The sequence below is a fragment of the Bifidobacterium animalis subsp. animalis ATCC 25527 genome, from assembly GCF_000260715.1.
GTDB classification, from domain to species: Bacteria; Actinomycetota; Actinomycetes; order Actinomycetales; family Bifidobacteriaceae; genus Bifidobacterium; species Bifidobacterium animalis.
This window is the reverse complement of the sequence record NC_017834.1, coordinates 501,373-521,954: the sequence shown is the minus strand read 5'-3', so window position 1 is coordinate 521,954 and position 20,582 is coordinate 501,373. Positions and strand designations below refer to the sequence as shown.

The following is a 20,582-nucleotide window of genomic DNA, read 5'->3' as shown; positions in this document are numbered from 1 at the left end:
GAGACATTATGCAGCCTGAATCTGTCCCCTTTTACGTAAGAAATACCCGGCAGATCTCATACTTTTACTTTTACTGTTACTTTTACCTTTACTCTGCGTGAAAAGAGACAACGGCACGCTGAATTTGTCCCCAATTACGCACGACACACTCTGCATAATTGGAGACAAATCGGGCTCACACATGTCCCGGATTACGCAAAGAGCAGCCATATGCTACACTGAATAGTCGTGTGCGGCGAGTCCGCCTGCGCATATGGATAGGTGTCCGAGCGGCCTAAGGAGACGGTCTTGAAAACCGTTGACGCGCAAGCGTCCGCGAGTTCGAATCTCGCCCTATCCGCCCACCGGGGTTCCGAATTCGATTCGGAACCCCGTTTTTTCATACGCGTTCCTGCCACACACACGTTCCCGAGGTCATCGGCACATCACTCTGCATTATGCCCGGCCTGCAGGCATGTCGTTTGCCTGTGCCATGTTTGCAAACGCATCTCTGTTCCGACCACCGCGGCGCAGCAGTTGTGTCATATTTGCAAATTCAATCTCAGGTCGGCCATTGACGACCGGAATAACGCGCCATATTTGCAATCTCAATCTCAGAGCAGTCACCGCAAGACTTCTCGCCTGCCTTGTTGAGACTGAATCTGCAAACGAGACCATTGAGAAGCGCGCAATAGTGTCGTGTGTGCAGATTCCATCTCGAGTCGGTCAGCGAGAGCCCCGCAGCAATGCCATGCTTGCAAATCTGGTCTCATGGCGATACTGCAGACAAACCGCGACATGCCGCTTGGAGATCGAAATTGCAAAGACGACACCGCAAACAGATACAACATGCCGTGTTGAGATTGAGATTGCAAGCACGACACTGCTCAACATGCCATGCTGCGACTGGGATTGCAAGAGCGACACTCGAACTCGACGCAAACCGAGTCTGGCACATACGCACATACGATTGCGACTCTCTGGACGCACACATCCCCGAAAGCGCCCCGAATACAGTCGCCACATGGGAACACGCACACACCAACCCGGCGCCGAAACGGCAACGAGACCGATGATGAGAAATATCCGCGATTACGTGCGCCTCACACAATCACAACGTGGCAATGATAGCGGGCCGCACGTAGAGTGGAGGCATGACGATCACAGTTTCCACAGACGGCTCCGCACTGCGTAATCCGAACGGCCCGATGGGGTGGGCGTGGGCTGACCATACGGACGGCGCGCGCGACGAACACGCGCATGCGGGCGATTGTGCGGCAGGGGGCGCCACGAACGGCACGAATCAGATCGGCGAACTGTGCGCGGTGCTCGAGGCACTGCGTGCACACCCGGGAAGCGAGCCGCTGGTCATAGAATCCGACTCGCAGTATGCCATCAACTGCTCGAACAAATGGGTGTTCGGGTGGAAGAAGAATGGCTGGAAGAACTCGAAACAGGAACCGGTGAAGAACGCGCCGATCATCAAGGCGATCGATGCGGAGATAAGCAAGCGGGCCGGCAAAGTGAGCTTCCGCTGGGTTAAGGGTCACGCCGGCAATGCAGGCAACGAGAAGGTGGACGATCTCGCACGCGGATTCGCCGGCGATTGCGAATCCGGCGCGCAAGAGGGGTATCTGCCGAAGGAAGGTTGGCAGGCGTTGCTCGAATCGCCGTACGCACGCGATGTCAAGGTGCCTGCGGATGCACAACTGCTGCTCGACGGCGAGATGGACGAACGCGAATACACGCGGTTGCATGCCGCCGAGGTGGACGATCTCGAGCACGGCGAGCCGAATCTGACCGAGCTCGGCGACGTGCGGACTCCTGCGGATTCCGCAGAAACCGACGCCCCTGCGGATACCGCCGCACATGCCGCGGAATCCGCGGCGGACGGCACCGACACCCCCGCAGGAGAGCCCACGGCGACGGCCGACATGCAGCTGGCTCCCACGGGATTGGCGGCAAGCGGGCGTGTGACGCTCTCCCCTCCCCCGAACTCGAGCCCGTATTATGACGGCTCACCGAGGCGCATCCACGGGTACATCGAAGTGGACGCGCTCGTGCAGGGCGACGGCACGCTCGATCTCGAGAACGCGCGTTTCCTCATGCATCGCCGCGAGAACGGCTAGGAAACCCGCCAGTGAAACAGCACGAGCGTTCGCAAGCATGTTCTAGTATGGAAATCAAATTGCGTGCATAGGCAACGCAACGTGCACACTCGCTAAGGAGAGTCATGGATAAAGCACAGCAGGATGCAATGAAGAAGGAAGCCGGCATCGAGGCCGCGAAGCTGGTCAAAAGTGGCATGATCGTGGGGCTCGGCACCGGTTCCACCGTGCGCTTCCTCGTCGACGAACTCGGCCGCCGCAAGCAGGAGGAAGGTCTGGAGTTCACCGGCGTCACCACTTCGCGCCGCACGCAGGAGCAGGCCGAGAGCTACGGCATTAAGATCGTGAACATCGACGACGTCGACCACATCGACCTGTGCATCGACGGGGCCGACGAGGTTGACAAGAACTTCAACGGCATCAAGGGCGGCGGCGCGGCGCTGCTGTGGGAGAAGATCGTGGCGATCAACTCGAACAGGATCGTCTGGATCGTCGACGCCTCCAAGCTCGTCGACGTCATTGGCAAGTTCCCGCTGCCAGTGGAGGTCATCCCGTTCGGCGCCATGCATGTGATCGAGCGCATGAAGGAACGCGGCTACAACCCGACGCTGCGTCTTGACGCCGACGGCAAGCCGGTGCGCACCGACGAGAACAACTACGTCGTCGACCTGCATATCGAGCGCATCGACGACCCGGCAGGTCTCAACGAGGATCTCATCAACATGGTGGGCGTCGTCGAAGACGGCCTATTCCTTGACATGGTCAACGAGGTCATCGTGGGCGATCCGAACGGCCCGCGCACGCTCATCAATCCGAACAAGGCGTGAGCATTCGCAAGACATTCCGGTATATTCCGGGCAACGACCGCGTGCGGGAAGCGCGCGGTCGTTCTGTTATCGGGAGCCGACCGCCGTATGTCGTATACGGCCGCATATATGAAATTCCCGCACACATCGCTGCGTGCGGGAATTGTTAAAGCCTAGAGTATAAGACTACTTGCGCTGGTGGCGGGTCTTACGAAGCAGTTTGCGGTGCTTCTTCTTGCTCATACGCTTGCGGCGCTTCTTGATGACAGAGCCCATCTCAAGCCTCCTCTATAGATATCTAAAGATTGCAACTTGCAACAGTCTACACATGTGAGCAGACTTTCGCGCTGGGTCTACAGCGGGAACAGCTGATAGACCGAGACCACCGAATTCTTCGGACCGGTCACGCTGAACACCACGGTGTCGTTGCGCCAAACTGCAGTGGCCTGCGTGTCGTCGGACTCTGCCGTCTTCACCTCGTAATTGCCGGTGACCTCGCCGTTCACTTTCACGACGCCATTGGCCAGCGACGACCCCTTGAGATCACCCGTAAGCTTCGTGTACTGCCCCTGCGCCTTCTCTGAGTCGCTCCACTGGGCGACGGTGAGCTGCACGGCGTCTTTGTCGTTACCGTTCGAATAGGTGAGCTTGTATTCCTCAATCGGGTTCGAATCAGCCCATGCATCGGTGGAATCGGCTTGGACGCGCGCGAAATTCGAAACATGGTCGGGCATCGCCTTGAGCAGTGCGGTGGCGTCGCCAGGCAACGCCTCCGCCTTCACCGTGGTCTTGGAGGGCGTCGCCGTGGGCACTGCCACCGGTTTTGCCGGCGCGCGCACCGCCCAACCCGGCCAACCGAATGCGGAGACGAGTGCCAGCACGAACAGCATCACGAACACCGCCACCACAATGCGCACGTAGCGCAGTGAATGCACGGCGGAAGTCTGAGTCGGCTGCGGCTGCCTCCGCGCCCCCGACTGTGACGTTCGCCTTCCCTCGTTTGACGGGCCTTTGGAACCGCTGTTGTTTGCCATACCGCAATCTTGTCACAGCCGCATGACGGTGTGGCGGCGGCATGAAACACTGCGTGGAACACATGTGCCGCTATGCCTGTTGTATGGAATCAGATACAGTGTTGGCAGGCGATTTGGCAGGCGATAAGGAGTGGCATGGCGAAGAAAACCGTGAACTATGTGTGCACCGAATGCGGCTGGAGCGGCGGCAAATGGTATGGCCGATGCCCGGAATGCGGCCAATGGGGCACCATCGAGGAGTTCCATGAGGCGCCGGCGGCAACCGGGGCGCGCACCCCGGTGCCCGGCCGCACCTCGCGCACGCCCGTCTCGGTGCAGAATGTGCAAAGCGCGGCGAAGCCGATCACGAGCATCTCCACTGACACGGTGAGCAGACTCCCCACTGGCTTCGGCGAGTTCGACCGTGTGCTCGGCGGCGGCATAGTGCCCGGTTCGGTGGTGCTCATCGCCGGCGAACCCGGCATCGGCAAATCGACGTTGTTGCTCGAGACCGCCGGGAACATCGCGAAATCGGTGGCCGCCGCGCAAAGCCGCGCGCCGGCCCGCTCCACTTCGGAACAACATGATGACGCGCATGCCAGCGCACACGACAGCGTGCTGTACATCTCGGGCGAGGAGTCGCAGGCACAGGTGCGTCTGCGGGCCTCACGCATCGGTGCCGTCGAGGAGAACCTGCTGCTCGCCTCGACCACCGATCTCTCCACCGTGCTCGGCCTGATCGACTCGGTTCGGCCGGCGCTGGCGATTGTGGATTCGGCGCAGACAATCGTCTCGCAGGACGTCGATGGCATCTCCGGCGGCTCCACGCAGGTGCGCGAGGTGGCGAGCGCGCTCATAGACTCCGCGAAATCGCTTGACGTGCCGGTGCTGCTCGTGGGTCATGTGACCAAGGACGGTTCGATTGCCGGCCCGCGCACGCTCGAGCATCTTGTCGACGTGGTGTGTCAGTTCGAAGGTGAATCACAGACCGCGCTGCGCCTGCTGCGTGCGGTGAAGAACCGCTTCGGCCCCACCGATGAAGTGGGGTGCTTCGACATGAGCGGCGAGGGCATAGAGGAGGTGCGCGACCCGGCCGGGCTGTTCCTCTCGTCGCAAAGCGAACCCGTTGAGGGTACGTGCGTGACGTTCACGTTGGACGGGCATCGTTCCCTTGCCGTGGAGGTGCAGTCGCTCGTGACCAATTCGGTGCTGCCCACCCCGCGTCGCGCCGTCAATGGCGTGGATCCGAGCCGCATCGCCATGCTGGTGGCGGTGCTCTACCGGCATGGCGGCATCTCGTTGCTGCAGAACGATCTGTACATCTCCACAATCGCAGGCGGTCAGGCGAAGGAGCCGGGATGCGATCTCGCCATCACCGCCGCAATGGCGAGCGCCGCGTTGAACAAGCCGATCGCCAAGAACGTCTGCGCCATAGGCGAGATCAGTCTCACGGGGCAGGTGCGACCAGTGCCACGTTTGGAGTACCGTCTCCGTGAGGCGCAGCGGCTGGGGTTCACGAAGGCGATCGTGCCGGTGACCCAAAAGCCATTGAAGGTGGAGGGCATGACGCTCGTCCCGGTGGCGAACCTCAAAGACGCCCTCGCGTTCCTCCATCTCGCCAAGCAGCGACATTAGCCGCATAGGCCGCTATTCGGCTCCCAACAGCTCCTTCGTCTCCTCGACGTTGTGCTTGAGCTCGGCCACAAGCTCGTCGGTGGAGCCGAATTTGACCTGTGGGCGCAGGAAGCGTTCGAACTCCACGCGAACACGGTGCCCATACAGGTCGAGCCATTCGTCGGTGAGCGCATATGCCTCGAGCACGCGCTCGTTGAGTCCGGTGCTCTCGCTGTAGGTGGGTTTCGTGCCGATCGAGATCGCTGCCGGCCACCTGAACGGCGATTGTGCAGCCAGTCGGCTGTCGACGCGCGATGAGGAGAAGCGGTGCGAGACCACCGGGGTATCGCTTACGGTGACGCTCGCCGCTTCTACCGCCTCTCCATCGGCGGTTTTGCCGCTCAGCTGCTGCTGGTCGCGCTCGTATTCGTCTGCAGGTCCCAGATCGACGAGCCAGCCGGCATACACGCCATCCACCGGCAGATACCCTTCCATCGGCTCGGCTATGTTCGCCGTCGGGAAGCCGATGGTTCGTCCGCGTTCCTCGCCGTGTTCCACCACGCCCTCCACGGCGTGCGCATGGCCAAGGATCTCGTTTGCCGCCTGCACGCGCCCCTGACTGAGCAGATATCGCACGTTCGTGGAGCTTTGGTTGCGCACTTCGCGCGCATTGTGCTTCTTCGACCAGGCGCGTCGCTCGGCCTTGCTCAGTCCCTCCAGCGGGTCGCCGGGTTCGCACGGCTCGTTCGGCGCCGTGGGGGTGAATCGTTCCGGCACGCGCACGGTGCCGCCCTGATTGGTCACCACTTCGAGTTCGAACACGCCGGTGGCCTCGGCGAGTGTGCGAATCTTCTTGATGTCGCCTTCCAGATTCGCGCCCATGCGCGCGTCTTCGCCGAGCACGAGCATGCGCATGCCGAGTTTGCCCACAAGCTGGCCGAGGAAGAATCTGAACGATTTCTCGGAGAACGCGATGGTATAGCGCACAATGAGCACATAGTCGACGTGCATGCCGGCCAGCATGCGCAGCCGCGCGTCCACGCTGGTGATCGCCTCCGGATCATGCACACCGGCCGGCACGTCTTTGCCTGCATGTGCCTTCGCATAGGTGTGCACGAATGCCGGGCGTGGCTCGAACATGATGACCACCGAGTATGCGTCGAGCTTCCTGGCCTGGCGCACCGTCTCCTCAATGACGGCATGATGGCCCACATGCAGGCCGTCGAATGCTCCCACTGTGACCACCGATTTTTTCGACGTGCTCAATGTCGGCCATGCGACGTTGCCGTCCGCAGCTGGTGTCAGACGAAAAATATCCATATATCCTCTACTCGTTTCCCGTATTCGCCGCGAACACCGTCACCGGCTTGAATTCGTGGTGTTTCGCGCGCTCGACAATCGCCACGACTTCAGGCTCGCCATCGGCGGACCCAATGGCGGCCCACACGTGCTCGCCGTGGTGGTGTGCCGGTCGTTCATCGTCGGTCGGTGCCTGTGCAACGATTCTCCTACCGAAACGCAAATCCGCCGCCTGCGCTTCACTCACGGCGAGCACCGGCAGCGTGAGCTGTGCGGCCTGCACCATCGTGAGCAGATGCCCGGCCAAATCTTCTCCCACACAATCGAGCACCGCGCGATTGCGGGTGATCTCCTCGCCGTCGCGGTTCACGAAGGTGCGTGCCTCGGCATGCGCGCGCACAATGCGGGCGTCACGTACGCGGAACGCCCCCACCGCTTCCCTGCGCAGGCGGGTCAGATGCGCGCCGCAATGGAAATCATTGCCGAGATCGCGGGCGAGCGCGCGAATGTAGGTACCTGCCGAGCAGGTGACGCGCACGTCGACATCGAACACCGGCGTGCCGTCCGCGGCCTGCGTTTGCCGACCACCGAGCACATCGAACGCATGCACGGTCACCCGGCGCGCCTTGAGATCGACATGCCGCCCTTCACGGGCCAGATCGTAGGCGCGTTGGCCGTGCACCTTGATCGCGGAGACGGCGTTTGGAATCTGTTCGATGTCGCCGGTGTATTCGTTCGTCACGGCTTCGCACACCTGTTCGAGCGTCGGCAGCATGGCGGCCGTGGATTTCCGTTCCACGAACTCACCGTCGGCGTCATCGGTGGTCGTGCGCTGACCGAAGCGCATCGTGGCGCTGTAGGTTTTCGTATGCTCGACAATGTACTGCAGCAGGCGCGTGGCTTGGCCCACGCCGATCACGAGCGCGCCGGTGGCCATCGGGTCGAGCGTGCCGGCGTGCCCCACCTTCCTGGTGCGCAGCGCGGCACGCACGGCCGCCACGATGTCGTGACTGGTCACGCCCTGCGGCTTGTCTACAATGAGCACGCCGTTCACCTTCGCGTCGCGTTTTCCGGTGCCCACGCCTTACTTGTCCTCGTCGTAGTCGTCGATGGTGTCGATGGTGGATGCCGGGTCGGTCGCCACCGGATCCACAGGGTCGTCGTCGGAATGCTCGAGGTCGTCGCCACTGTTGTCGAAGTCCTCGAATTCCTCCACTTCCACCACGTCGCCCGGGTATTCGGTGTATTCGTCCTTGTTCTCGTGCTCCTGCTCGTCCAGTTCCTCCTCCACGGCCTCCTCGGTCTCGTCGTCGTGGCGGTATGGGTCGGCGTCGCCAGCGTAGGCGGCGTTCGCGCGCATGCGGGCGAGCTCCTCGTCGCGCTTGCGTGCCAGCGAGAGAATGTCTTCGATCTCATGCGCCTCGCCGGGCACCTCGTCGAAGATGAACTGGAGCTGCGGGGTCAGGCGCAGACCGGCCTTTGCGCCCACCATGGTGCGCAAGCGTCCCTTGGCCTGGTTGAGCGCCTCCTTGGCGCGCTTGCGTTCGCCCTCCTCATGACCGTCCCGGCTCAACGTGGTCCAGTAGATCTTGGCGAGCTGGAGATCATTGGTCACCTTGACGTCGGTGATCGTCACGTTCTTGAGTCGCTTGTCGTGCAACGTGGATTCCATATTCGAGGCGATCACACGCTGGATGAGCGCCGCGATGCGTGCGGCGCGAGGATTGGTTCCCTGCATGGTGTTCCTTACTGTTTGACGTCCTGTGCGGTTCTGCTATTCAACACTAGTCGAAAACCGCCATGTGCATTGGGTGAAAACGGCAGACGCCCGTAGCCGGGTGGGCTATGGGCGTCTGCCTGCGTTACTCGCGCATGCGGTCTACGAATTGCAGACTACTTGCGCTCGATCTCGCGCATCTCGAAGGTCTCGATGACGTCGCCGATCTCGATGTCGTTGAAGTTGCCGAGGTTGATGCCGGCCTCGTATCCTTCGGTGACGCTCTTGACGTCGTCCTTGAAGCGGCGCAGCGACGAGATCTCAAGGTCGTTGAACGTGGTCACGCCGTCGCGCAGAATGCGGGCCTTCGTGCCGCGCTTGACCTCGCCGTCGAGCACCATGACGCCGGCGATGTTGCCGAACTTCGACGAGCGGAAGATCTCGCGGATCTCGGAGTGGGAGGTGGTGACCTCCTCGTATTCCGGCTTGAGCATGCCCTTAAGCGACGCCTCGATGTCTTCGATCGCCTTGTAGATGACCGAATAGTACTTGATCTCCACGCCCTCGCGCTCCGCGAGATCCGCCACCTGGCGGTTCGGGCGCACGTTGAAGCCGATGATCACGGCCTTGTCGACGGAGGCGAGGTTCACGTCGTTCTGCGTGATGGCGCCAACGCCGCGGTGGATCACCTGAATGCCCACCTCGTCGGAGACCTCGATCTTCATGAGGGAGTCCTCGAGCGCCTCCACCGAACCGGAGGAGTCGCCCTTGATCACGATGTTGAGCATGTCGATCTCGGACTCGGCGAACTTCTTCTTGAACTCCTCGAGCGAAACCACCTTGCGGCGCTTCGCGAGCTGGGCCGCACGTTCCGTGGCCTGGCGCTTCTCGGCGATCTGGCGTGCCGCGCGGTCATCCGGAGCCACGAGGAACAGATCGCCTGCGGTGGGCACCGAGGTGAGGCCGAGCACCTGCACAGGCGTTGACGGCAGCGCCTCCTTCATGTGCTTGCCGTTCTCGTCGAGCATGGCGCGCACACGGCCATACGAGGTACCGGCCACGATCGAGTCGCCGATGTGGAGCGTGCCGGACTGCACAAGCACGGTCGCCACAGCACCGCGGCCCTTGTCGAGTCGGGCTTCCACGGTGGCACCGCGGGCATCCATATCCGGGTTCGCACGCAGGTCGAGCTCGGCGTCGGCGGTGAGCAGCACCGCTTCGAGCAGCTTGTCGACGTTCGTGCCCTGCTTGGCGGAGATGTCGACGAACATCGTGCTGCCGCCGTACTCCTCCGGCACGAGGCCGAATTCGGTGAGCTGGCCACGCACCTTCTCGGGGTTTGCACCGGGCACATCGATCTTGTTCACGGCCACGACGATCGGCACATGGGCCGACTGCGCGTGGTTGATGGCTTCGACGGTCTGCGGCATCACGCCGTCGTCGGCAGCCACCACGAGGATCGCGATGTCGGTGAGCTCCGCGCCACGGGCACGCATGGCGGTGAAGGCCTCGTGGCCGGGGGTGTCAAGGAACGTGATCTTGCGTTCCTCACCCTCGAGATCCACGGTGACCTGGTATGCACCGATGCGCTGCGTGATGCCGCCGGCCTCACGGGCGATGACGTTGGTGCGGCGGATCGTGTCGAGCAGTCGGGTCTTGCCGTGGTCGACGTGGCCCATGACGGTGACCACCGGAGGACGCGGCTTCAGGTCGGCGTCCTCCTGCAGCTCCTCGCTCTCGAGGTCGATGTCGAACTGCTGGAGCAGCTCCTTGTCTTCCTCTTCGGCGGAAACGATCTTGATGTTCCAACCGATTTCCTCGCCAAGGATCTGGAACGTGGATTCGTCGAGTGACTGGGTGGCCGTGGCCATCTCACCCAAGTGGAACAGCACGGTGACCAGCGCCGCCGGATTCACGTTGATTTTCTCGGCGAGATCCGCCAGCGAGGCGCCCTGCCGCAGACGGATGGTCTGGCCGTTACCGGTGGGGATGCGCACACCGCCGATGACCGGTGCTTTCAGCTCTTCGTATTCGTGACGCTTCGCCAAACGGTTCTTGCGAGCCTTCGAGGACTTGCCGCCCTGACGGCCGAAGGCGCCGGCTGTGCCGCCGCGACCACGGCCGCCACCGCGCGATGGACCGTTGCTTGGACCATTGTTCTGGAAGTTGTTGCCGCCGTTGCCGCCACCGAAACGGTTACCACCCGGACGACCGCTACCGCTGCCTGCACCCTGACGATGCTGACCCCAGGAACCCGGCTTCGGGGCACCGCTACCGCCTTGGCCCGGACGTGGGCGGAAGCCTCCACGCTGACCCGGTCGACCATTGCCTCCGCCACGGCGTTCGTTGTTATTGACCGTCGGACGCGCCATCGGATGCGGACGCGGGATGTCTCCCGGCGTGGGTGTGTGCATGCCCTGCTTACGGCTGAACGGGTTGTTGCCCGGACGTGGCGCATGCTGGGCCGCATTGGCTCCCGGCTTCGGCGCATTGTTGGAACCGCCGCGGTTGCCGCCGTGCTGAGGGGTATGCGGAGCGGGTGCAGCCTTACCTCCGTTGCGAGTGCCGCCGGCATTGGCACCCGGCTTGCCTGGGGCGTGCGGGCGCGGAGTCGCACCACGCTGGCCGGCGTTCTGGCCTGGACGTGGGGTCTGCTCGTTCCTGCGGGTGTTATGGGCGCCAGGCTTGGCGCCCGTGTTGGATCGCTGGCCCGGCTTCGGTGCGGACGGGGCTGCCGTTGCCGGAGTTGCACCGGCTACTGCGGCGGGCGTCGCGGCAGGCTTCGCCGCTGCTGGTGCACCCGGCTTGGGTGCGGAGCTCTTCTTCGCCGCCGGCTTGGAATCATTGCCGCCGTCCTTCGGGAAGGCCGCCTTCAGTCTGCGCACGACCGGGGCCTCCACCGTGGATGACGCGGATTTGACAAACTCGCCCATGTCCTTGAGCTTCTCAAGAACGGTCTTGCTGTCTACGCCAAGTTCCTTGGCCAATTCGTATACGCGTGCTTTCGCCACTCAATATCTCCTAAAGTTTTTGTGTGTGTCAGCCGCGTATTGGCGCGGCTATTGTGTTCTCACGGCGAGCTGATGGCTTCTCATCGTGCAACCATGTTGTTTCTACCTCTTTCACGCCTTCGCACGGTGCAATGACCGTGTTTCGACCAAAGGCAAGCATACCCGCGGCGCTGGATGTGCAGCGCCGCGAAAACGCCGTCAGGGAAACGCCTATTCGGCGCTCTCCTCGGCATTGCCGGACTGTGTCCCATCGGCCGCCTTCGCCGCCTGTTCACGCAGTTTTGCGGCATGGGCGGAATTGGATTCGATGCCAATCTTCCATCCGGTGAGCTTTGCGGCGAGACGGGCGTTCTGGCCCTCCTTGCCAATGGCGAGCGAGAGCTGACCGTCATTGATGAACGCGATGGCCGTCTGGTTCTTCTCGCTGATCACCTGCACACCCGAGACCACTGCAGGCGAGAGCGCCGCCGCAATGAACTCGGCCGGATTGGCCGACCAGTCGATGATGTCGATCTTCTCAGAGCCGAGGTTCTCCATCACCGCACGCACACGCGAACCGCCTGGGCCGATGAGCGCACCCTTCGGATTGATGCCTGGCGTATTGGCACGCACGGCGATCTTCGTGCGGGCGCCCGCCTCGCGGGCGATGGCCATGATCGACACGGCGCCGGATGCCAGCTCCGGCACCTCGCGTTCGAACAGGCGCCGCACGAGCTCCGGATGCGAACGGGAGACGATGATCTCCGGTCCCTTGAGCCCGCGGGCCACCGTCGTCACGTACACGCGAATGCGCTCGCCATGGCGGTAGCGTTCGCCGGGCACCTGCTCACGACGTGGCAGCAGTGCCTCCACATCGCCGACGGCAACGTGCACATTGGCGGGATCTTTGACATCCTGCTGCACCACGCCGGTGATCAGCTTGCCGCGCTGGCCGCTGAAGGCGCCGAACACGCGGTCGTCCTCCGCCTTGCGGAAGAGCTGCTGGATCACCTGGCGCGCAGTGGACGCGGCCAGACGGCCGAAATCATGCGGGGTGTCATCGTATTCCTCTCCCAATTCCGGAGCGGGGTGCGGATTGTCTTCGGTGGGTTCCTGCGCAATCTCGTCACGAGCCCAGATGGTGAAGCTGCCGGCGCGCGGGTCGAGTTCGACTCGGGCGTGTTTCGCGGCATGCGGCATTTTCAAATAGGCGAGTCGCAACGCCTCCGACAGTGCGGCATCCACGGTCTCCGCATCGATTCCCTGTTCCTGTGCGAGTGCGTGGATTCCGTTCAAATCGAGTTTCAAAGTTGGTGACCTCCGTTGAAGTCTGTTCAGTTATTCAGTTATTCAGCATGGCGCATTCCTGCGCGGAAGGCATAAGCCCATTTAGTCATAGTCTCTATTATTCTAGGTATTCATGCAGACACGTCACCGTTTCCTTTCCGTATGCGCACGCACGGTGGCGGTTGCCCTCACCACGCTCGCATTTATTGGCGTGACCGCATGCTCGGCCCCCAGAATCGCAGGTCGCGCCGAACAGGAGCAGGAGCTCGGCCCATGCGAACGGTTCCTCGAGACCGCGCAATCGTATTCCAACACGATGGGCGACGCGAATATTCCGCTCTATCTGCGGTATTTCACCGCTTCGCTCGCCCAGCATGACTGGCTCAATGTGGCATTGCAGTGCCCCTCCCAATTCGGCGATGCCACGATGCACAGCGCTCAGGCACAGCATTTCACTCGTCTTGCCGCGAATCACTTCGGTTTTGCGTATGCGCCGCTCACAGTGACGAAGCTCGACACCGTCGATTCGCTTGATCTGCCGGGTGAGGCGCTGGCTACGATTGCGCTTGCCGAGGATCGCGCCGGTTTCGCTGCCGAAGTGCTCGCCGGACGCTACGACAGTTTCGCCCCCACTTCCGCGAACACCTCCGCCGATACAGAATTCGTGCGCAGACTGGCCGCGAACGCCACGCTGCTCACCATGAGCGACAATCACAAGGAGGCCGCAGCACGCCTGACCATGCTGTCGAAAGGCGCGCAGGACATTCGCCGCAAGGTCTACGACACCCGCATGCTCACCACATCGGAGGTGAACGCAACCGACCCTGCGACCGGATTGCGCACCCGCACCCCGGCGATTGTCGAAATGGATTGCGCACGCGAGCAACTGCAGCGCGTCGACAATCTGGCCGCCTCCGACATCGCCACCGCACAATCTCAATCGTCGGACGCGCTGCTGCAGCTGTCTCTGCTCATTGCCACGCATGCCGTCACCGCGTTCGATTTGGGGTACCCAAGCGCCGACTATGCGCTGTTCTCCTCCTGAGCCACGGCATCGCACCGTCATTCCCGCAGATTGCCATATGCCGGCGCGCACGTCATGCTCATGGCATGCAAAAACGACATTCCGAATTTGACTTGTTGACACGGTGTGGCATAATAGATAAGTTGCTTGTTTTGGCAAGCACATGGATGAGTGTCCGAGCGGTCTAAGGAGCACGCCTCGAAAGCGTGTGAGGGCAACCCCCTCCGCGAGTTCGAATCTCGCCTCATCCGCCTTCAGCCCGCGCTTTGTCGCGGGCTTTTTCTTTCCCTGCCTGCCTATCCTGCACCATCAACAGTCTGCCAGCAATCTGCGTAAAAAGGGACATCTACACACAACACATGTCCCCAATTACGCCAACCAATAACCATGCACGACCAACGATCTGCCAACAATCGCCACCAATCCACCACCAATCTGCCAACAATCTGCGTAAAAGGAGACACTTACACGCAGCAGACGTCCCCAATTACGCAGGGGAATAGAGCCAGCGGGAAGGAGAATGCGCGAAGCTGTGAGCATTCGCTAGAGCGTGCGCTTGGCACGGATTCGCTCTGCCCGCGCGGCGAGCTCGCCGTCGGCTGGATAGGCGATGTGCTCGAGCGTGAGCCCCTGGGGCGCGATCGGTCCAGTGGATCCTTCGCGCAATGGCACATGCATCTTGCCGGCGAACCAATCCACGTCCCGTTTGCCCATGCCCACCTGCACGCAGGCACCTACGAGCGAACGCACCATGTTGCGAGCGAAGGCGTCGGCGACAATCGTGAAGCACAGCAGTCCAGATTCCACGGCAGGCGCATGGTAGCGCTCCCCCATGCCTGGTTCGATCAGAGACCGGGTGGGTACGCGCTGCCAGTAGGCGGTCTTCACCTCGCGGATCGTCGTGCCTCCGGGATTCGCGATGGCGAACGAACCGAAGTCATGCAGTCCGAGTGTGAGAGCGGCGGCGGCATTCATCTGCGCGATGTCGAGTTCGCGGTCGGTGCGCCATACGAAATCCCTCAGTCTCGGATCCCAAGGCACGCGCGCGTCGACGATCCGATATACATAGGTGCGCTCGAGTGCGGAGAAGCGCGCGTCAAAGCCGTCCGGTGCCACCGAAACCGCATGGATGGCAATGTCGTCGGGCATCATGCGTGACAGTCTGGTCTCCAGCGCCTTCACCGCAGTCACCTGCATGTGGCCAACGCAGCGTGCAAGTGCCTGATCGGAAACGTCGACGTGACACACCTGATGCGAGGCGTGCACACCGGCGTCCGTGCGTCCGGCGACGGTGAGCCTGGGTGCTTCGGCATGCTCCCCATGCCCATGCAGAATCCTGCCCAACGCCTCTTCAATGACGCCCTGCACGGTCCTGCGATCGGGCTGCACCGCCCATCCGTGGAAGCCGGCGCCGTTATAGGCCAAGTCGATTCGTAAACGTGTCACGCCACGAGCTTAGCATCTCACTTTCCACCGCGCCTGCGCATGGCACCGAACATATACAACGTGGGGATGAGCACAATGCCGGCAATGAGTGCCGCCAGCGTGAAGATGTTCCAGAATCCGTGCACGCCGGTGATCGGCATGGTCGAGATGGTGTTGTCTGGGGTGAGGTTGTATTGCACGATGCTGTGGTTGTAGTAGTACTTCACGAGCTGCCCCCATTGCGCCGCGCCATCCGGGTACGGCTTACCATCCGGACCGCGCGCATAGGTGGCGCCGTTGTCTCCGATGACCTGCACATCTTCCAGGCTGTAGTTCTTAGGGAGTTCTGCCGAAGCCTGCTGCTCGAGCTGTGCCATGGTCTGCGGGTAGTCGCTCTCGCTGAATGTGGCATCATTCACCGCGTACTTCTTGGTGAGCTTCGGCAGATCCACATAGTGGTCGGAGCCGTTTGCGTCGATCCAATGCAAGCGTGCGGTGATGGTGGCGTGACCGCCCACGGTGATTCTGGCCGCCGACTTGTCGTTGGCCCGCACGATGATCGGCGTGAGATTGTCAGCGTACAAACCGGTAGAGATTGCGGCGCTCTTCGTTGCATCGATCATGAGCGTTGGGTCGATGCCCGGAATGATCAGACGCCCGGCAACACTTCCGGCATTCAATGTGGGCAATGTGACCATGATGGACTTGATGGCACTCCAGTTCGTCACCTTGTCGGCCGTCACATACGTCGACGGATCAGGCTCCGTGTTGTCGAGCGGCGCAAGTGAAGTGGAATACCTCACCTCGTTGATGGGTTCCGTGGTCGCGCCAGGCAACTGCTCCATGGTGGCGGGGCCGGTCATCGTGACCGTGAACCCATTGCCTGCGGCGTCGCCGCGTTGGGGCAGGTTCACATAATGGTGGACGTTCTGCAGGTCCTGTGTGCTGCCATTGATGATCGCTATGGCGAATCGCATGGTGCGAATGTCTTTGAAACCGTTCTTCGCTTCGTAGATGTTCGACCGCGTGCTGGTTTCGAACATCGTGGACTCATTACCTTGCGACAGCTGCGTCATACGCAGGGCCTTCGCCGCATCCACAGTGAAACTGCCGTTGCCGACCAAGGCGACATCCCTGTCTCCCATCGTATAGCTCAGATTGCTCGGTGCACTCACCGACTGGGTGAGCTTCGTCTTCGGGCTGTGCACATAGATCTGCCATGGGTACTGGCCCACCAATGCATCCGGCGAGATGTTGAGCATGATCGTCTGGTTGGCGCCTTTGAATGTGTCGAACCAATACCCGGTGCCGGTGAAGTCGATTTTGACCACTTCGCGGCCGTCGTTTGTCTGTGCCGATGTGACTTTTGGCTCCTTATAGGGTTGCCCCGGGTATTCGTTCGTGTTCACCAAGCCTTTGGCTTTGTCGTAGACGAAGCTGGGAGGCAATACGTAATAGAAGATGGGCTCATAAACATATTGGGTGGTGGGGTTGCCCCAATAACTACGCGATATGGCCATCGAAGCGGAATTCTTGACACCGGCCGTCTCGCTGTCCTGCGAGGTGTAGGTGCCGAATGTCGCTTTCAGATCGGCGCGACTGATCACCGTCTGCGTATTCTTCACAATGCCGTTTAGGCTCACCTTCTGCTTCGTGTTCGGGTCTTTCATCGTGTATTGGTCGGTGCTGAGCATGAGCGAAGTCGTAAACTTATCTCCGACTTTCACCGGCGTACCGTCATCGTAGGTGGCGGAAAGTTTGCCGTTGATCCGCAATACGACGACGTCTGAATTGTCGCCGAAGCATGAGGTGTTGTTATCGACGCGCATACCGCATGAGTAGATCAGGCCGCTGTCGGCCACATTAGTGTTTGAACCTGCGGCAATGAGATTCGGGGAAAGCTCTATCGTGCGCATTGGGGAACCGATGCTGCTCGTTATGGTCGCACCGGCATCCACACTGCCTTCCATCACCGTGCCGTCAAGCAGCGTGATCTTGTATTTATAAGTGGTCAGGCCGGGGAGTTTGGCCTGATTCACCGGAGTCACAACGGAAGTGGCATCGAAACCGCTCGGTACGTCGATGGTGAGGAGCGGCCATTCGAGCGCGCTGGCGGAATTGTTGCCGAATCCAACGAAGTTGAGTGTACGCAGGTTGCTGGTGGTGGGCATAAGCCCTTCCGGATTCGTGGGCAGCAGCAACTCGTTCGAATACGAGGATCCGGTGATGCTCAGGCTCAGGCATGCATTCGTACCATCGGCACAGAATTTGGTGTCGTCCTTCGACTTGAGCGCCTCGCTCCATGCAGGCTCATCGATTGTCAACTCAGTCATTTGGCCATCGGGATTGAGCTGTTGCTGCACAATCGTGATCGGCCCAGGAGCCGTGACAGCGGTCTGCTTGTCGGGGGCTGCACGCGAGAATTTGCCGACAATGCGGTAGCCTGGCTTCCACTGCCACATTTGGGAACCGGAGCCCTTGGGGACCGTGATCACAATGTCTCCCGACGTGCCCTCTGGTTGCGTGATTGTCGTCTTGTCGCCATTGACGAAATCGTTGCGTTCCATGGTTGCGGCTTCGTTGAGTGTGAAGCCTTCAGGCACCGGAATGCGTATCACAGTGCCGTAGTTCACAGCGGAGTTGATCTGATTCGAGGAATACCCGTTGGTGCCCACACCGCTGGTTTCGTTGATGGTGATCTGGTAGGTGTAGTCCGTGTTCACCGAGATGGCTGGTGACTGTTGCGTGGTCGGTGCGATGCGCACCAACGAGGTCGGTTTGATATCCGGCTTGATCACCTGCGTGAAATGGGCTGGCGGCAGCTGCTTGCCGTTATAGGTCCAGATGATGGTTTTCACCATGGTGCCCACATAGCTCATCGGCGAGGTCTGCCCCGTGTAGTTATTTCCTTGGCCCAAGTTGATGGTGGCATTGGCCGAGGAGGCCGCGGTGAACGTATAGGTGAAAGTGGTGGAGCCATCGGCGTTCTGTGTTGATGTGGTGGAACCGATGTCGGCAGGCAGCTTTTGGAAATTGTTGGTGCCGTATACGCCACTGCTGTTCGGCACCGATTTCGGAATGGTGATGGTGAACACATCGCCCGGCTTGCCGGCGGCTGAGAACGTGACGATGAGATTCTGCGTATCCGAATTCTTGAGTGCCGGCACATTGCCCACATTGTCTCGATTGAGCTGCAGGCTTGCCAGCAGGTCTCCGCTGTCGGTATAGGCTTTGACCTCCTCCGGTTTTGGGTCTCCGGTATTCGGCGTGACAGTGTCGTCCGCTTCGGCGATATCGTCGTCGGCCTTGGCAGCCTTGTCGCTTGTCGTCGCGGTATCAGCCGCCGTGGCGGTTGCGCCACTCCCCTGTGCCTGTATGCTCTGTGACGTCGCCCCCACATCTTGCGACTGGGCATACGCCGACGACACCGGAACCGCAAACAGACCCAACATCATCGCACATGCCGCGCACGCTGCAATCACACGCCGCATTCCAAGCCCCCAATCGGTCATTGTCGCACCGGACGTTCGGTCATGCAATGACACATTGAACAACAATCTTCTATGCAGTATTCTCGTGTACCACTGTGCATAAGCGTCTGCATTCTTCTACAGGGGCAAGTACCGCAAGCAATGACGGCTCGTCTGTCTGTTTGCTTTCAGCGAATTTGTGCCACATGCACGCGGCTGGCACAAACGTGAAAAGGGGCCATCCAAATGGATGGCCCCTTTTCATATGCCTAAGAGATTCACTCAGCGGCTGCCTCGGTCTGTGCCGGCTCTTCCTTGGCGGCGACCTTGGTCGCAGCTTCGGCTTCCTTGACCACTGCCTTCTTCGGGCTCACCGGTTCGGTGACGAGCTCGATGATGGCTGCGGGAGCGGAATCGCCCTTGCGCGGGGCGATCTTGACGATGCGGGTGTAACCGCCCTCGCGCTGCTCCATCTGCTCAGCGATCTGCGTGAACAGCTTGTGCACGACGGACTTGTTACGGATCACGCGCATCACACGGCGGCGGGAGTGCAGATCACCGCGCTTGGCGAAGGTGATCAGGCGCTCGGCCAGCGGACGAAGGCGCTTGGCCTTCGGCAGCGTGGTGGTGATGCGGCCGTGCTCGAACAGGCTGGTGGCCATGTTCGCGAGCATCAGACGCTCATGTGCCGGGCTGGACGCCAGGCGTGGGCCTTTCTTTGGTGTAGGCATTGTATCTCCTTGTTGCCACGCCGAGCTCAGGTGGGCAGTGGCCCGAACATCCGAAATCGGCGAAGCGGTTATGTCGTTGGCGGTTTACTCGTCTTCCGGCGAGAAGAAGGTGCCGCCTTCGAGGTTGTTGGTGTCGAAGCCGAGCGGCGAGGCCTTGAGCGACAGACCCAGGGACTGCAGCTTCTCCTTCACCTCGTCGATGGACTTCATACCGAAATTGCGGATGTCGAGCAGATCCTGCTCCGTGTGGTTCACCAGCTCGCCGACCGTGTGGATGCCCTCACGCTTCAGGCAGTTGTAGCTGCGCTGGGTGAGGTTGAGATCCTCGATCGGAACGGACATGCCCGGATCGGCCTGCTCGGCCACCGGGGCTGGCCCGATTTCCACACCCTCGGCCTGCGTGTTGAGTTCGCGGCACAGGCCGAAGAGCTCAACCAGCGTGGATCCTGCGGATGCGACAGCATCGCGCGGGGAGATGGCCGGCTTGGTTTCCACATCCAGAATGAGCCTGTCGAAGTCGGTGCGCTGTTCCACGCGGGTGGCTTCGACCTTGTAGCTCACCTTGAGCACTGGGGAGTAGATGGAATCGACCGGGATGCGGCCGATCTCATCGCCATCCTGCTTGTTCATCTGGGCTGGGACGTACCCGCGGCCACGCTCGACGGTGAACTCGATCTCGAGTTCGCCATCTTCGGCGAGGGTGGCGATGTGCAGATCCGGGTTGGCAATGGTGACGCCGGCCGGCGGGGTGATGTCCCCTGCGGTGGCCTCGCCGCTGCCCGCCTTGCGCAGATACATCACGACAGGCTCATCGTATTCGCTGGTGAGCACGATGCCCTTGATGTTCAACAAGATCTCGGTGACGTCTTCCTCGATGCCGGGCAGAGTGGTGAACTCATGCAGCGCACCAGAAATACGCACCGACGTCACTGCCGCTCCCGGAATCGAGCTGAGCAGAGTACGGCGAAGCGAGTTGCCAAGCGTGTAGCCGAAACCCGGCTCAAGCGGCTCGATGATGAAACGGGAACGCTGAGGGTTGAGCGATTCCTCGGTAAGTGTCGGACGCTGTGCGATAAGCACTGTGGTATCCTTTCAGCTTCAGCCGGTGGTGCACTCACT

General features: G+C 61.1%; 15 protein-coding genes and 2 tRNA genes. 6 read left to right on the top strand and 11 right to left on the bottom strand.

The features are described 5' to 3' along the window. The first annotated feature begins 255 nt into the window (after nt 1-255). The 3 genes from BANAN_RS02210 to rpiA all read left to right on the top strand — a co-directional run bounded on the left by BANAN_RS02210 (nt 256) and on the right by rpiA (nt 2,914). Nucleotides 256-340: transfer RNA gene (locus BANAN_RS02210), tRNA-Ser, on the top strand. Between the two features lie 793 nt (nt 341-1,133). Next, nucleotides 1,134-2,108 carry a ribonuclease H family protein gene (locus BANAN_RS02205; RefSeq protein ID WP_014697319.1) on the top strand — a complete coding sequence of 325 codons (975 nt, stop codon included), beginning with the start codon at nt 1,134-1,136 and terminating at the stop codon, nt 2,106-2,108. 104 nt (nt 2,109-2,212) lie between these two features. Next, the gene (gene rpiA, locus BANAN_RS02200) at nt 2,213-2,914 is read left to right on the top strand and encodes a ribose-5-phosphate isomerase RpiA (protein ID WP_014697318.1); all 702 of its coding nucleotides are present in this window, start codon (nt 2,213-2,215) and stop codon (nt 2,912-2,914) included. Nucleotides 2,915-3,079: 165 nt separating this feature from the next. Here the strand turns inward: rpiA and BANAN_RS08145 are convergent, their stop codons facing one another. After that, nucleotides 3,080-3,169, bottom strand: coding sequence for a 30S ribosomal protein bS22 (locus tag BANAN_RS08145; RefSeq protein WP_004268639.1), 90 nt, complete (start codon nt 3,167-3,169; stop codon nt 3,080-3,082). A 77-nt stretch (nt 3,170-3,246) separates the two neighbouring features. Next, complete coding sequence (locus tag BANAN_RS02195; RefSeq protein ID WP_014697317.1) at nt 3,247-3,828, bottom strand: hypothetical protein; 582 nt, start codon at nt 3,826-3,828, stop codon at nt 3,247-3,249. A gap of 234 nt (nt 3,829-4,062) precedes the next feature. Here BANAN_RS02195 and BANAN_RS02190 point away from each other — a divergent pair, with 234 nt between their 5' ends. Next, on the top strand, nt 4,063-5,541 hold the full coding sequence (locus BANAN_RS02190) for a DNA repair protein RadA (protein ID WP_014697316.1): 1,479 nt from the start codon (nt 4,063-4,065) through the stop codon (nt 5,539-5,541). A 12-nt stretch (nt 5,542-5,553) separates the two neighbouring features. On the opposite strand, the gene BANAN_RS02185 is transcribed toward BANAN_RS02190, so the two are convergent. The 5 genes from BANAN_RS02185 to nusA all read right to left on the bottom strand — a co-directional run bounded on the left by BANAN_RS02185 (nt 5,554) and on the right by nusA (nt 12,834). Next, nucleotides 5,554-6,840 (bottom strand): riboflavin kinase, encoded by a 1,287-nt coding sequence (locus tag BANAN_RS02185; RefSeq protein WP_014697315.1) that lies wholly within the window; start codon nt 6,838-6,840, stop codon nt 5,554-5,556. A gap of 7 nt (nt 6,841-6,847) precedes the next feature. Next, nucleotides 6,848-7,900, bottom strand: coding sequence for a tRNA pseudouridine(55) synthase TruB (gene truB / locus BANAN_RS02180; protein ID WP_014697314.1), 1,053 nt, complete (start codon nt 7,898-7,900; stop codon nt 6,848-6,850). A gap of 3 nt (nt 7,901-7,903) precedes the next feature. After that, nucleotides 7,904-8,557, bottom strand: coding sequence for a 30S ribosome-binding factor RbfA (gene rbfA / locus BANAN_RS02175; RefSeq protein WP_014697313.1), 654 nt, complete (start codon nt 8,555-8,557; stop codon nt 7,904-7,906). A 155-nt stretch (nt 8,558-8,712) separates the two neighbouring features. Continuing rightward, on the bottom strand, nt 8,713-11,547 hold the full coding sequence (gene infB, locus BANAN_RS02170) for a translation initiation factor IF-2 (protein ID WP_014697312.1): 2,835 nt from the start codon (nt 11,545-11,547) through the stop codon (nt 8,713-8,715). Between the two features lie 210 nt (nt 11,548-11,757). Then, entirely contained in the window at nt 11,758-12,834 is a 1,077-nt protein-coding gene (nusA, locus tag BANAN_RS02165) for a transcription termination factor NusA (RefSeq protein WP_014697311.1), read from the bottom strand. Between the two features lie 112 nt (nt 12,835-12,946). Here nusA and BANAN_RS02160 point away from each other — a divergent pair, with 112 nt between their 5' ends. Further along, a complete protein-coding gene (locus BANAN_RS02160) occupies nt 12,947-13,858 on the top strand; it encodes a hypothetical protein (RefSeq protein WP_014697310.1) in 912 nt (303 codons plus the stop codon). Nucleotides 13,859-14,002: 144 nt separating this feature from the next. Further along, nucleotides 14,003-14,088 (top strand) — tRNA-Ser (locus tag BANAN_RS02155). A 292-nt stretch (nt 14,089-14,380) separates the two neighbouring features. Here BANAN_RS02155 and truA read toward each other — a convergent pair. The 4 genes from truA to BANAN_RS02135 all read right to left on the bottom strand — a co-directional run bounded on the left by truA (nt 14,381) and on the right by BANAN_RS02135 (nt 20,543). Further along, a complete protein-coding gene (gene truA / locus BANAN_RS02150) occupies nt 14,381-15,283 on the bottom strand; it encodes a tRNA pseudouridine(38-40) synthase TruA (protein WP_041776956.1) in 903 nt (300 codons plus the stop codon). A 17-nt stretch (nt 15,284-15,300) separates the two neighbouring features. Next, entirely contained in the window at nt 15,301-18,774 is a 3,474-nt protein-coding gene (locus tag BANAN_RS02145; protein ID WP_148266773.1) for a hypothetical protein, read from the bottom strand. A gap of 236 nt (nt 18,775-19,010) precedes the next feature. Beyond that, entirely contained in the window at nt 19,011-19,463 is a 453-nt protein-coding gene (rplQ, locus tag BANAN_RS02140) for a 50S ribosomal protein L17 (RefSeq protein ID WP_014697307.1), read from the bottom strand. A gap of 84 nt (nt 19,464-19,547) precedes the next feature. Next, nucleotides 19,548-20,543 carry a DNA-directed RNA polymerase subunit alpha gene (locus BANAN_RS02135; protein WP_014697306.1) on the bottom strand — a complete coding sequence of 332 codons (996 nt, stop codon included), beginning with the start codon at nt 20,541-20,543 and terminating at the stop codon, nt 19,548-19,550. Nucleotides 20,544-20,582: the final 39 nt, after the last annotated feature.

Coding starts and splice junctions, on each gene's coding strand:
- BANAN_RS02205 (WP_014697319.1), top strand. CDS start 1,134: ATGACGATCACAGTTTCCACAGACGGCTCCGCACTGCGTAATCCGAAC.
- rpiA (WP_014697318.1), top strand. CDS start 2,213: ATGGATAAAGCACAGCAGGATGCAATGAAGAAGGAAGCCGGCATCGAG.
- BANAN_RS08145 (WP_004268639.1), bottom strand. CDS start 3,169: ATGGGCTCTGTCATCAAGAAGCGCCGCAAGCGTATGAGCAAGAAGAAG.
- BANAN_RS02190 (WP_014697316.1), top strand. CDS start 4,063: ATGGCGAAGAAAACCGTGAACTATGTGTGCACCGAATGCGGCTGGAGC.
- BANAN_RS02185 (WP_014697315.1), bottom strand. CDS start 6,840: ATGGATATTTTTCGTCTGACACCAGCTGCGGACGGCAACGTCGCATGG.
- rbfA (WP_014697313.1), bottom strand. CDS start 8,557: ATGCAGGGAACCAATCCTCGCGCCGCACGCATCGCGGCGCTCATCCAG.
- BANAN_RS02160 (WP_014697310.1), top strand. CDS start 12,947: ATGCAGACACGTCACCGTTTCCTTTCCGTATGCGCACGCACGGTGGCG.
- BANAN_RS02145 (WP_148266773.1), bottom strand. CDS start 18,774: ATGACCGATTGGGGGCTTGGAATGCGGCGTGTGATTGCAGCGTGCGCG.
- rplQ (WP_014697307.1), bottom strand. CDS start 19,463: ATGCCTACACCAAAGAAAGGCCCACGCCTGGCGTCCAGCCCGGCACAT.